This is a genomic window from Agrobacterium sp. MCAB5 (assembly GCF_052114365.1).
Lineage (GTDB): Bacteria > Pseudomonadota > Alphaproteobacteria > Rhizobiales > Rhizobiaceae > Agrobacterium > Agrobacterium tumefaciens.
In genome coordinates, this window is the sequence record NZ_JBFREP010000010.1 from 58,676 (window position 1) to 70,834 (window position 12,159).

At 57.0% G+C, this 12,159-nt stretch carries 11 protein-coding genes; 3 read left to right on the forward strand and 8 right to left on the reverse strand.

Going from position 1 to position 12,159, the window contains the following annotated elements:
* Positions 1-17: 17 nt before the first annotated feature.
* The 5 genes from AB4Z23_RS20390 to AB4Z23_RS20410 form a co-directional block, all read right to left on the reverse strand.
* Positions 18-1,100: an aldose 1-epimerase family protein gene (locus tag AB4Z23_RS20390; RefSeq protein ID WP_441360692.1), complete on the reverse strand. Its 1,083-nt coding sequence runs from the start codon at positions 1,098-1,100 to the stop codon at positions 18-20.
* Between the two features lie 4 nt (positions 1,101-1,104).
* Positions 1,105-2,103: an ABC transporter permease gene (locus AB4Z23_RS20395; protein ID WP_441360693.1), complete on the reverse strand. Its 999-nt coding sequence runs from the start codon at positions 2,101-2,103 to the stop codon at positions 1,105-1,107.
* A 14-nt stretch (positions 2,104-2,117) separates the two neighbouring features.
* The gene (locus tag AB4Z23_RS20400) at positions 2,118-3,095 is read right to left on the reverse strand and encodes an ABC transporter permease (protein ID WP_065660547.1); all 978 of its coding nucleotides are present in this window, start codon (positions 3,093-3,095) and stop codon (positions 2,118-2,120) included.
* A gap of 13 nt (positions 3,096-3,108) precedes the next feature.
* Positions 3,109-4,608 (reverse strand): sugar ABC transporter ATP-binding protein, encoded by a 1,500-nt coding sequence (locus AB4Z23_RS20405; RefSeq protein WP_003517010.1) that lies wholly within the window; start codon positions 4,606-4,608, stop codon positions 3,109-3,111.
* 71 nt (positions 4,609-4,679) lie between these two features.
* A complete protein-coding gene (locus AB4Z23_RS20410; protein ID WP_003517012.1) occupies positions 4,680-5,726 on the reverse strand; it encodes an autoinducer 2 ABC transporter substrate-binding protein in 1,047 nt (348 codons plus the stop codon).
* A gap of 337 nt (positions 5,727-6,063) precedes the next feature.
* On the opposite strand from AB4Z23_RS20410, the gene AB4Z23_RS20415 reads away from it, so the two are divergent.
* The 3 genes from AB4Z23_RS20415 (at position 6,064) to AB4Z23_RS20425 (ending at position 8,165) form a co-directional block, all read left to right on the forward strand.
* A complete protein-coding gene (locus AB4Z23_RS20415; protein ID WP_065660548.1) occupies positions 6,064-6,792 on the forward strand; it encodes a DeoR/GlpR family DNA-binding transcription regulator in 729 nt (242 codons plus the stop codon).
* A gap of 295 nt (positions 6,793-7,087) precedes the next feature.
* A complete protein-coding gene (locus AB4Z23_RS20420) occupies positions 7,088-7,711 on the forward strand; it encodes a hypothetical protein (RefSeq protein WP_441360746.1) in 624 nt (207 codons plus the stop codon).
* Between the two features lie 94 nt (positions 7,712-7,805).
* Positions 7,806-8,165 (forward strand): hypothetical protein, encoded by a 360-nt coding sequence (locus AB4Z23_RS20425; RefSeq protein ID WP_272479391.1) that lies wholly within the window; start codon positions 7,806-7,808, stop codon positions 8,163-8,165.
* A gap of 392 nt (positions 8,166-8,557) precedes the next feature.
* Here AB4Z23_RS20425 and AB4Z23_RS20430 read toward each other — a convergent pair whose 3' ends face one another.
* From AB4Z23_RS20430 to AB4Z23_RS20440, 3 genes are all read right to left on the reverse strand, one after another.
* Complete coding sequence (locus AB4Z23_RS20430) at positions 8,558-9,181, reverse strand: pyridoxamine 5'-phosphate oxidase family protein (RefSeq protein WP_003517021.1); 624 nt, start codon at positions 9,179-9,181, stop codon at positions 8,558-8,560.
* A 318-nt stretch (positions 9,182-9,499) separates the two neighbouring features.
* The gene (locus AB4Z23_RS20435) at positions 9,500-10,879 is read right to left on the reverse strand and encodes an enoyl ACP reductase FabMG family protein (RefSeq protein WP_111796253.1); all 1,380 of its coding nucleotides are present in this window, start codon (positions 10,877-10,879) and stop codon (positions 9,500-9,502) included.
* Positions 10,880-11,230: 351 nt separating this feature from the next.
* A complete protein-coding gene (locus tag AB4Z23_RS20440) occupies positions 11,231-12,130 on the reverse strand; it encodes a LysR family transcriptional regulator (RefSeq protein WP_003517025.1) in 900 nt (299 codons plus the stop codon).
* Positions 12,131-12,159: the final 29 nt, after the last annotated feature.

A 12,159-nucleotide genomic window follows, 5' to 3' on the forward strand; every position in this document is an offset into this window, starting at 1 on the left:
TCCCTGGATATCCTGTTTCAAAGGGCGCTGATCCTGGCGCCGAACTGATCGGCGGCAGCGCAATCGAGATAGCCGAGCCGTACCGGAAACGCCCTGCGTTCGCCCGGTGCCAGGCTCTGCACGTTGTTCTTGGCCTTCTCCGCTAGATAGCCCTCCGGCTCGCAGGTAGACGGCAGGGCAAATGCGGCAACTTGCGAATCCCCATTCACCAGGATCCAGCGCACCGTCTTCGGGAAGGCCGCAAGCGGATAGGAGATGGCAAAGCCATCGCCCTCACGCCGCTGCATCATCAGATGCGTAAGCCCCTCGCCGTCCGTCGGCAGGCCGTTAATGTAAAACACCTGTTCGGGGTCGTAACGTTGCGGCTCGTTAAGCACTTCCATGGCTGAAGGCCGCTTTGCCAGCGTCTCCAACAGGGAAAGATAATCGGGGTTTGGCGTCACGTGGCCGGGCACGGCCGTGCGCACCTTCACCTGCTCCGGCGTATACGGTACAGGCTGAACGATGCGTGCACCTTCGGCATAGGCGAAGTTTACATGGCACATATACATGAGGTCCATGGGCGCTGATGACAGGTTCTGGATATCCATGACCATGTCAAAAAGCGTGTCTTCAGCGTGCAAAGTCACGCTGGGGCGGGCCAGATAATTGGCGCCGAAGCCCATGACATATTCAACTTCGCCTGTTACCCGAACGTAAGTGCCGCGTGTATCGTAACCGATGACGAAACCGGCCTTGTCCATGGCGGCACAGGGCATTTCGCCATGCAGGGGGTGATTGTCCTGCGGCGACGGGCAGCCGTTGCGCAGCATGCCGCTGTGGAACGCAAAACACCCATAGGTCTCCACGATCGAACCGGCCGGCCGCGGCATTGAAAAGCGGCTTCCCATGGTCAGGTCGACGCCGTTGAACTCGACGCTCCAGATCATCTGCCCCATGAAAGGCAATATGACGATCCGGCCGTGGCGGTTGTCCAATCGCAGTGCCTCAATGCCGGTGGCATAGCGGATGGCGGTGACCTTCAGCCCATCGGTTGCGGCCAGAAGATGCGGGACGTCTGCAAAGTCCTGCCTGCGGAGATGAAATTCCGTCGCCTGCATGGGGTCACCTGCCGGGGTTGCGCCACGCATTGATGGCGATGACGAGAATGAGGAATGCCCCCCAGATGAAGTCGATAAGGTGGTTGGAGAACCGCATCATCTGGAAGCCGGAGGAAAGCAGCATGAGGGCGATCAGTGCGATGGCGATGCCAAGAACCCGCCCCTTCCCGCCTGCGGGATTGGTGCCGCCGAGTACCGCGATCAGCACCGCCTGCAACAGATAGGACGCACCGTAGTCGGATTTCGCTGCGTTGGTTCGGCCGGACAGAATGATCCCCGCCAGTGACGCCAGAACGCCGGTCAGCATGTAGGAATACAGCATCATGCGATCTTTGCGGATGCCGGCAAACACTGCTGCCCGCGGATTGGTCCCGATCAGCATCAGGTTGATGCCAAGCGTCGAGCGCGTCAGCAGGATAGCCACGATAATGCACACGGCGACGAACAGCAGGAACGGAGTCGCGATACCGAAGATTTTACCGTTACCTATCCAGTTCCATGCATCGGGAAAACCGACGATTGCCGGCCCGCCGGTCATCACCAGTGCCAGTCCCATCAAGACCTGGCCTGTGCCAAGCGTGGCAAGGATTGGCGTAATGCGCAGTTTCGCGACCAGCAGCCCGTTGACCAAACCGGCAAGCAAGCCGACTGCCATGGCGAGCAGGATGCCAAGACCGGTGTAGAACACCATGCCCGACGTAGAGGATTGCCCTGCCTGAACCATGGTGGAATGGAAATAGACGCCAGCGATGATACCCGCCAGATTGGCAATGCCCACCACGGAAAGATCGATGCCGCCGGTCAGCATGGCGATCATCATGGCGATGGAGAGGATCCCCAGTTCGGGCATGATATAGCTGATGGACTCGAAGTTGTAATAATTCAGGAACTTGCCGGGGTTCATCCAGGTCATCAGCGCGAAGACGATGACGGTGATCACAAGGAGCTGAAGGATGTTGTTGTCGTTGCCGAGAAGCCGGCGCATTTCGAACGAATTTTTCATGATGCGCTCTCCCGTTACGCTATGCTTTTGCGATCGCGCCATGCGGTGATGGCGGTGGCGATGATGATGATCAGGCCGACCACGACGCGCTGCCAGGTGGTGTCCACCTTCATGATGATCAGTGAGTTTTTGACCATCACCAGCATGAACACGCCCATCAAGGTGCCCAGAACCGTGCCGCGTCCGCCAAAGATCGATGCACCGCCCAGAACCACGGCCGCTATCACGTCGAGTTCGAGACCGACAAAGTCACGCGGGTTGGCAAGCCAGATCATCGATGAGTGCAGCAGCCCTGAGAAACCTGCCAGCGCACCGGCAACGCAGTAGACAAAGAAGATCGTCGCGCCCGTATTGAAGCCAACGCGCTTGGCCGCTTCGGGCGAGCCGCCGTAGGCATAAACACTGCGCCCGATCATGGTGTAGGTGAGGACGAGGTGGATAACCAATGCCAGACCCATATAGACCACAAACATCGCGGTCAGGCCGAAAGTCGATCCCGTGGCCGACGTCAGCGAGATGACGTCGGTTTTGCCGAACCCGATCAGTTCCTTTGGCATCTTGTTGATGTTGACGATGCTAGTGCCGACGAGGCCTAGAACCAGACCGCGCACGATCGATCCGGTTCCAAGCGTCACGATCAGCGGGATCATCCTAAAACGGTGGATAATGAAACCGTTGAACGCACCAAGAGCCAGCCCAATCAGCGTTGCCGCAACGAAGGGAACGAGCACGCCGTCGTAGCCGAGATAGACCATGGCGCGCACAGTCAGATACATCGCTGCAATGGCAAAGGCCGTGAACGAAACATCGATACCGCCGGAAATCATTACCAGCAGGACGCCGAGCGCCATAATGCCGATCACGACATTGGAACGCAGCAGCCCGAAAATGTTGTCCAGCGACCAGAATGCCGGGTTGATAGTACCAATAATGACCATGGCCGCCAGCAAGACGCCCGCGATAATAAATTCTGTGCTTCTGAAGAATTTCATGTTTTGCGGCCCCTCAATTCAGCGTCTTGAGCCGGTCATTAACGGCGTCTTCGGTCATGCCTTCTCCGGACAATTCGTCAACGAAACGGCCGCGGTGCATAACCACCACGCGATTGCAGTTCTGCACCAGTTCCGGGACATCGTCGGAAATCATCAGCACGGACAGGCCTTCCTTTTCGGCCAGTTTGCGGATGATGTTATGAATCTGTGCTTTGGAACCAACATCGACACCAACGGTCGGGCCGTTCAGGATCAGCACTTTGGCGCCCGTCAGCAGCCAGCGGGCCAGAACCACGCGCTGTGCGTTGCCGCCGGACAGATGGTTGACCGGCGTGTGCGGTCCCGGCGCCACGATCTGCATGGCCGAGAACATATCGCGGGTCGTTTCGTCGGCCTTTTTGCGATTGATGAAAAGACCGCGGACAAATTTCTCAATCGACGTGACAATGATATTGCGCTCGATCGATTGTGTCAGGAACAGGCCCTCGGTCAGGCGGTCCTCCGGCACATAGGCGACACCGCAGGCAATACCTTCCTGAACGGTCCTCGGGTGAACCTCGCGGCCTGCAAGGCGCACTGAACCTGTAAAGTCAGGGCGCATGCCAAACAGCGCCAGTGCAAGTTCGGTGCGACCCGAACCGATCAAGCCCGAAATACCGACGATTTCGCCCGGCCTCAGCGTCAGGTCGGCATTTTCCACCGAACCCGGAACCGAGAGATTGCGAACTTCCAGCACCGGCATGTCGGCGCCCTCCCGAGGAGCCCACTGGTAGCTGTGGGCGGTCAGTTCCTGCCCCGTCATCGCGCGTGTGATTGCCGGCTCGTCGAATTCGGCAATCGGTCCTTCGGCAACCTTCTTGCCGTTGCGGAAAACTGTCAGGCGCTCGCTGATTTCGAGCATCTCGCGCATCTTGTGGCTGACAAAGAGAACGGCAATGCCCTGCGCCTGAATATCGCGCACGATCTTGAACAGGGCATCGACCTCGTGGCGCGTTAGCGCGGTCGTCGGCTCATCCATGATGATCAGGCGCGCATCGGCCATGAGAGCGCGGGCGATTGCCACGATCTGCTTGCCAGACGTGGGCAGACTTTCGACATCCGCATCAAGATCGATGCTCACGCCGAGGCGGTCCAAAGCCTTTTGAGCCAGCTGACGAACCTGTCGCCAGTCGACCGTCTTGCGGCCTTCCATCAGGAAGGTATTGATCGCCAGGTTTTCGGCGACCGTCAGGTTACCGAACAGCGAAAAATCCTGATAGATCACCTGAATACCGTGGTGAACGGATTTTACCGGATCGAGTTTGCCAACAGGCTTCCCGTCGATCAGAATCTCGCCGTCCTCGGGCGTGTAAACCCCAGACATGATTTTGATGACGGTGGATTTACCGGAACCGTTTTCACCGGCAAGGCAATGGATTTCTCCCGGGCGAATGCTCAGCGACACGTCGTCGAGCGCCTTCACGCCGCCAAACCGCTTGCCGATATGGCGCAGCTCGATCAGATTTTCAGTCATAATGGCCTCGTGCAAGGCTGGAAAACACGGGGTGTAAGGAGAGAGGGTTGCCCCTCCCCCCGTGGTGCGGATCAGAAGTCGTACTTGTCCATGTTTTCTTTGGTCACGCCGACCCAACCTGCGCCATAGAGCAGATGTGGCTTGGAGGCGTCAGGAACCAGCAGGCTTTCGTAACCGGGCAGGCCCATATTCAGGCCGGCCTTGATCTGCTCGTTCTTCTTCTCGAGAACCGCGACAGCCAACATGTTCATGGCATAACCGGCAACGGCCGGATCCCAGAACTGAATGTACTGGATGTTATCGTTCTTGATGTATTCGCCGGCAACGGAAACCAGGCCCGTGCCCGAGAAGAAGACCTTGCCCGACAGACCGCCTTCGGCGATCAGGCGACCCGCGCCTGCCGATGTCGGCATCGGCGCGCCGAGAATACCGGTGATATCAGGATAGGCGGTCATCGCTTCCTTGAGTTTGGTATAGTCGGTATTGGCGTCGTCATAGGTTTCCAGCCGCTCGGTCGCCTGCGACATTTCCGGGAAGTTGGCCTTCTGGTACTCGACGGCGCCATCGATCCATTCCATCTGCGACTTGGACGTCAGACTGCCAACGGTGGCGACATATTTGCCCTTGCCGCCCATGGATTTGCCGAGCTCCTTCATCAGGTTCGCGCCATAGGCCTTGTTGTCGAAGGCTTCGATGTCGAAATCGACGTTCTGGATATTGGAAGCCTCATGGCTGATGACGACAATGCCGCGATCGCGGGCTTTCTTGAGCACCGGTTCCACCGCTTCCACCGAGAACGGCACGATGGCGATGGCGTCAACGCCCTGCGCGATGAGATTTTCAACAATCTGTACCTGGGCGGCGGCATCAGCCTGACTTGGGCCAACCATCCAGACATCGTTTCCGGTATCGCCCTTGAACTGCTCGACGCCATCGCGCATGCGGTCAAACCACGCAATGCCATCCACCTTCACGACGGTCGCAATGGTGTATTTCTTGCCACTCGCTGCGGTGATCAATTCCTTGTTGACTTTCGATGTATCGACGGCGCTCTGCGCAAAGACAGCCGACGCCGAAAGCGTGGCAGCAAGCGCGATGGTTGCGAAAATCTTGTTCACGGATAACTCCTCCCTTTGAAACTGCACTGTGCCGGACCTATTCCAGTCGCAGCACCCGACAATGGTCGATCCCTAACGCCGGTATCCGCTCCTCACGCGTCCGACGCCTCCTCATTCTCCCGGAAAAGGCTTCCCACGCCCCGGTAGATGGACCACGATGTGACCCAGAAACCTGTTGTCTTCCTCTCCCGATAATGCGAACTATTATGATACAATCCGATCATTATGTTTCGATCGTTTCATGTTTGTTGTTCTTCTGTCAAGCGTAGAGAGGGCGATTGCAAGGAAACTAACACCGAAATATGAAGCGCAGGGACAAACCGAAAGCGGAGATAAGGTGAGCAGAATAAGTGCACACAATGCCAGGTTGGACGCACTGGCCGGGCTGGTTCAGGAAACGGGCGTCCTGAGGCTGCGGGACGCAGCGTCCCGGCTTGGCGTATCCGAAATTACCATTCGCCGCGACATTGCCGCCGACGGTCAGCGGCTTAGCTGTCTTGGCGGCTACATTATTCCGGTTCAGGATGGCGCCATCAGCAGCGACTATGTGCTCGAGCAGGAGAAGGACAGCCATGCAACTGCCAAGGCGCGCGCCTGCACGCAGGCGGCAGCTCTAATCGAACCATATGACACTGTATTCATCGATTGCGGAACGACGATGCCGCATCTGGCGCGGCAAATTCCGGCAAACGCCCATGTCACGGTCATCTGCTATTCCCTCAATGTTGCAGAGGAGCTGGCGAGCAGAAACGATGTCCGCCTGATCATGCTCGGGGGAGTCTATCATCCGGAAGCGGCTTCGTTTTCGGGTGATGAGGGTATCGAGGTGCTGAAGCGCATCAATATCAACAAGGCATTTTTGTCTGCCGGTGGCGTGGACGAACAGCTCGGCGTCACCTGCTCACATTTTCATGAAGTGCCGATCAAGCAGATGGTTATGCAACGTTCGGTTCAAAAGCATCTGGTCGTGGACAGCAGCAAATTCAGAAAGGTGCGAGCCGCGCGCTACGCTGCCATAGGCGACTTCAACTCAGTTATTGCAGATCAGCCTTCACCCTGGGCTTGAGACAAACCGACAACGAGGGCTCCCAAGTAAGCCTCGGGAGAGAGAGCTCAGCGATATCTTTCGCCCCACAAGGGCGAACATCACCGCAGTCTGGCCAGAAAGAAGGCAGAAACGCCCCTGCTGCTACACCATTCCTGCGTATCTTGATGGAAGATTTCAGCAATACGAAGGGAGAGGAAAGATCGGCCGATGTTCATCAGACGTGTCTTTCATGCCTCGTAGCAAGTTGGCCTAGTGAACGAGTGCCATCAATTAGCTGTTTGACTTGAACGCGCTCAAACACCATCTGTGCGACATGCCGAAGCATGAAAAACATCACATCGAACTGATCAGAACATGGACCCTGCCGGCTACCGTGACAATGGGGTCGGCCGTTCGCGCCAAAGGCGTCCTTCAGGAAATACAGGCAAGGCTGCCCGCTCATGCAAAAAAGTTGATCTCGCTCGAAGGAGTCGACCTCACCCTGGCGATGACGGCCAGTGAAAAGACCGCCTTCAATGCAGCAGCGACCATCGTCACAAAAGTGGTGACGGAGGCCGCTGCACTGCCGGTAATCCCGCGCGAAATCGAGGACATCCTGACTATCAAGACGAGCGAGCGGCATCGTTGGCTTGCCGACGGTCGCCTGCCGAGCGCGGGGACGCGAACGGTCAGACTGAATGGCCGCGCCCGTCAGATCACGTTCCATGTCTTTGACCCCAAGGTGGTCGAAGACCTTCTCGACCGTGGCGTTGTCGACGAATGGCGGGTGGAGGATGCAGCGGCGAAAGCCGAAAAGAGGCGGCGCGCGGCATATCAGGCGAAGCTGACGCGGTCGCTCAAGAAGAAGGTTGCGAAGCGGCCAACGACGTCTTCCGATGATCCGGCCTCGAAGCTCGGCGGCTGGGAGGAGTTCGACGTGGACGGACTGCTTCGTTAAGCACTTATGCCAAAACTCTTGGTATCACGCGCGATCACAGCACTTGGCCTGACATTTCATCGACAGGGTCAATGTTGCAGCGGCGATCTTTGCCGTGAAAGAACATTCGTCGGCAGGTTCAACGCCGGAGCATTTTAAGCTCATCGGTTTAGAAACAGGAATGTTGGGTTATACGCCGGCCTACGCTGTAAACTATGCCGCTCTGCGGATCGGCATTGAAAACCACGTATCTTCGCTGCGGGCAGACCAGGTCAAAGGAGGTTTTATGGCACTCGAGGATATCGGTCTTGCGTTGGACGTTGTCTTTGGTCACGACTGTGCGGTTTCGATCAAGGCTTTGGTTGCATCGGAAGCCGTTTCGCGTCGCCATCGCTCTTGCGGCTTCCAGGCTGACACCTACCGCATCCAGCTTGCTCACGTCGCGATCATGCACAAAATCAGGTACCTTGGTTAGTCCGCATCCGCTGATACTCAAGCACGCAGCCACTATCACTGAAAAACGGAACATTTTCTCTCACTTTTTGTGCTTGCCTGATGGCTTGCTCCGATACGCATTGGCACAAGCCTCAAAGCAGCGGCTCGGCCAACATTCTTGGCCGTTCTTCCACAATTACCGCAATCGACACAAGGCGGTGGGAAGCGTTGTCACGGCCTCACCGCAAACTCGAAGCCCGAAAGCTGACAATTATTTCCGGTAGACCGTGAGTACCCCATGAGGCTGATCACTGCAGGTGTTGCGCGCACTCAAAGGAGCGGCCAAGAACGCCTGCCAGATATCCTAACAGACGGCAAGCAGGACTTTCTCCACCACGCTGAACGGGGGACATGGTGGTCGTAGAACTTCATTCATGTTTGAAGTCCTCCCAACTGTGCTCGCAAGGCTGCGTTTTCGGTTTCTAATTGCAGCAGTTTTTCACGAAGAGGAGCGACTGCCTGCTCGACCTGCTGTTGGGTGTAGCGCGGAGTAATATGCTGGGGACAGTTCCAGTCGTACGCTTCAAGCCGAAGCCTGAAAATCCCCTCCGCACGGCCTTTATATGTGGGGTCGGATACCAGATCGTTGAGCGTCGGGTCGGCATCAAGTGTCAGCCGATCTACATGGACATAGATTTTGAGCCTCGCCCTTCGCGCGTAATCCATCAGAAAAAGACAGGCCCGGTCGTTGGCAGCCAGATTGCCGGTGCTGATGTACTGTCGGTTGCCGCGATAATCGGCAAAGGCCAGAGTTCGTTGATCAACGACTTTGAGAAAACCGGCATTGCCTCCACGATGTTGGACGTACGGCCAGCCCGTTTCAGAGACTGATGCCATATAGAAGCTGTCACGTGCGGCGATGAAAGCGATCTCGTCTTCTGTGAGGGTATCGGAGGGACGGCTATCATTACCCAACCAGATCTGGTCCACGCCCATGGCAGACTGAGCGGCTCTGACGCTTGGCGTCACGGCGACTTCAAGGAAATGATATGGCATGTCTCAATCCCCTGTTAACGCAGGCTCGCACCGCTGTCTCCCGGTGTGAGCCTAAGTTGTCTTATAGCAAGCCCGATTTTTTTGCGCTGCTATATCCTTCAGACCTGGCGTAGACGTTAGTCCTGCAAGCCCTAGCCTGCAACTTGCCAACGCATCTCGCCGCGATCAGCGACGATCCGACCAAGGCCCGGGAGAGACGATCAACATAAAGCTCGGCATCGGGGTAGTTGTTTCTTACCACCAGGGACCAGTCCACCCATGTGGTTCTGGATCGTTCATGGCTAAAGCACCCGGTCTCCAGGCCAGGCTGGGAAGCCTTCACGCCATCTCAGGCTGCGCGGATCCCATTCCCGGCGCGATAAGCGGCGCGGAAGACTTTGAATGCGGGTGGGAAGCATTAAGTCGCCGAGCCACAATGTCATGGTTGAGCCACAGAACTGGACCGGAGGGTTCGGAAGATTCACCGAAGATTAGCTGCCCTGTTGCCGTCACAACGAGACTGCTCAATAGATCGCTGATCATCACCTTGCTATCCCGATGCATCTGGGTGATTTCGTTGGACGTGCCGATGGTGAGATCAGCCTGCGCCTGGCTGTTTGCCATGGGCCATGCCGAAAAGTCATAGAACGGACGCATGACATCGCTGGCCTGCATGGCGGCGATCTTGCCGAAGACGTCTTCCATCGTTAGGCCATCTACCAGCAGCTGCTGGCAGGCCTGCCACTGTTCATCTGCCCATTGGCCGCCGTTTTCTTTCTTCAACGCAAGCAGCAGCGGTATTAGGGGCAGCTCGATACCGGTGAACACGTCGGACGAATTGGTCCGGATTTCGGGGCAATTATAAACTGTTGCCTTGATCCCTTTAGCCCAGGCTTCCTCTGCAATGCCTTCGAGCCGCATCTTCGCGTAACCCTGGGTGTAGTTGGTGTAGGTCTGCCAACGATAACTTCCGTCGATGAGGACCGCCGATCCGTGATAACCATAGGCCGTATATCGCACTTGACCGCCTGAAGCTTCAACGCGCTCGCGGATCGCCGCACTGAAATCGATGAGATGGCGAAAGGTGTTTGCGGAGACGTCGTCAAAATTCTGCAGGATGAGTTTTCCCATGTCACTGTCGAGCAGGGTCTGCGAGGACATGTGGCGGGTTCCAGTTCCCTTGTAGATCCGATTGGCGATGACCAGGAACACCTTCGCCTTCGGAATGCCGCCTGCCATTGTGTGGGCGAAGAAAACATTGCGGCCATCGGCGATCATACCATCGAGAACGGTCATGACTTTCGAAAGCGATTCCGTAAAACGCGCATTGGCAATGTCGCGGCATTGCCTGACATAGTCCCAGTCGAGCTTGTCGTGCTCCCAGCTCTCAAGCGTCATTTTTGCCAGGAGATCGGTGGGAGTCGGCCCGTCTGCGGGCGCATCGCGATCGAAACCCGCCATAAGAGGTATGTTGATGATCCTGCCGCCCAGCTGGGCCTCCGCCGAAGACAGTTCATCGGCGTCGAGCGGCCGCAGCGTGTTGTTCTCGTCGCGCCGCCCGACGGTGATCCCCACAATCTCCATTCCAGCCCGTCTCGCTTCGTCGAGCAAGCCGGTGGCGTATCCGCGGCCGAACAGTTCGCCGAAGAGTACGAAAACGTCGCCTTTACGGAAGACCGTGTTTTCAGAAAGGCGATTCAATGCAACCGGATTTTCCATGCTGTCAACTCTTTAAAGTTTGTCATCGAACACTGGCTCGTGCAAGTTTTGCAAAGACATGACCGCATTGGCACGGAATGGGAACTCATTTTCGGTGACCGTTCATTTCAAAACGTGAAGTCGGTCTCTGTTCGCCCTACAATACAGGGGATGCCGAGGCCGGGGGATCGGCGCGCCGATACCAAAAAAGAGCTCGCTGGAAACATCGCGCCTCTCCGGTGGCGCACCACGCCGAATCTTGTCGCGTCGAAGACCTGTTCAGACTGCCTTCTCGCAAGCTTGCAAGAAGACCGGTATCGACAAAATATGCACCAACGACCAGGCTTACGACAAAGATAGGCATCCTCGTTATCAATTGTCGCCAGTCGAACGCTCTCGGATCAGCTCGATGAAGGCACGCAGTTTGGCTGGCATGTGTCGCCGTTGCGAGAAATAAAGGCTAAGTCCCGGATATTCGGGAGACCAGTCTTCCAAAACAGGAATGAGATCGCCTGAGGCAATATGGGGCGCAAGTGCATGTTCACCCAGATAGGCGAGCCCAAATCCGGCAAGAGCGGCCTCCAGAATAAGGTCAGACCCATCAAATGTCAGATGGCCGCTGACATCGATCAAGTGTGTTTCCCCGTGCTTCTCAAACTCCCAGCGATAGAGTCTCCCGCTCGTCATGCGCATCTGGATACAGACGTGCCGGGCGAGATCGGCGGGGACGACAAGCTTTGAACGGCCGTCGAAGTAGCGCGGCGAGCCGACGACGAAAGACCGCATTTTCGGAATTATCGGTACGGCCACCATGTCGGGCGAGATAGCCTCGGCGAGACGAATGCCCGCATCGAAACCTTTGCCGATCACATCCACGAGCGCATTTTCGGTCACGATCTCGATGTCGACATCCGGGTATCGACGGCTGTACTCGAGGATGAGCGGCTGCAGCAGAATGCGCGCCGCGCCCGGCGCCATATTCAGCCGGAGTCTTCCGGAGGGCCGATCTGAATGTTCACCGACATTTTCGATCGCCTTCTCGAGCGTCTGCAGGGCAGGTGCGATTTCAGATAGGAATTGCTCACCGGCTGCAGACAAGGACACGCTACGCGTGGTGCGGTTGAAAAGCCTGACGGCAAGGCGCTCCTCAAGTGCGGCGATCGCATGGCTCAAAGCCGATGACGACATACCGAGTTCGCGCGCGGCAGCCCGGAATCCACCGTGACGCGCGACGCCGGCAACCGCTTCAAGCTCGATCAGGCTTGCCCTCATTGCGCAATCCAGTTCATCAGGCTGTCCGA

What these genes read in the sequence shown, in the direction of transcription:
- AB4Z23_RS20390 (WP_441360692.1), bottom strand. Translation starts at nt 1,100, where the DNA reads ATGCAGGCGACGGAATTTCATCTCCGCAGGCAGGACTTTGCAGACGTC.
- AB4Z23_RS20395 (WP_441360693.1), bottom strand. Translation starts at nt 2,103, where the DNA reads ATGAAAAATTCGTTCGAAATGCGCCGGCTTCTCGGCAACGACAACAAC.
- AB4Z23_RS20400 (WP_065660547.1), bottom strand. Translation starts at nt 3,095, where the DNA reads ATGAAATTCTTCAGAAGCACAGAATTTATTATCGCGGGCGTCTTGCTG.
- AB4Z23_RS20405 (WP_003517010.1), bottom strand. Translation starts at nt 4,608, where the DNA reads ATGACTGAAAATCTGATCGAGCTGCGCCATATCGGCAAGCGGTTTGGC.
- AB4Z23_RS20420 (WP_441360746.1), top strand. Translation starts at nt 7,088, where the DNA reads ATGCCGAAGCATGAAAAACATCACATCGAACTGATCAGAACATGGACC.
- AB4Z23_RS20430 (WP_003517021.1), bottom strand. Translation starts at nt 9,181, where the DNA reads ATGCCATATCATTTCCTTGAAGTCGCCGTGACGCCAAGCGTCAGAGCC.
- AB4Z23_RS20435 (WP_111796253.1), bottom strand. Translation starts at nt 10,879, where the DNA reads ATGGAAAATCCGGTTGCATTGAATCGCCTTTCTGAAAACACGGTCTTC.
- AB4Z23_RS20440 (WP_003517025.1), bottom strand. Translation starts at nt 12,130, where the DNA reads ATGAGGGCAAGCCTGATCGAGCTTGAAGCGGTTGCCGGCGTCGCGCGT.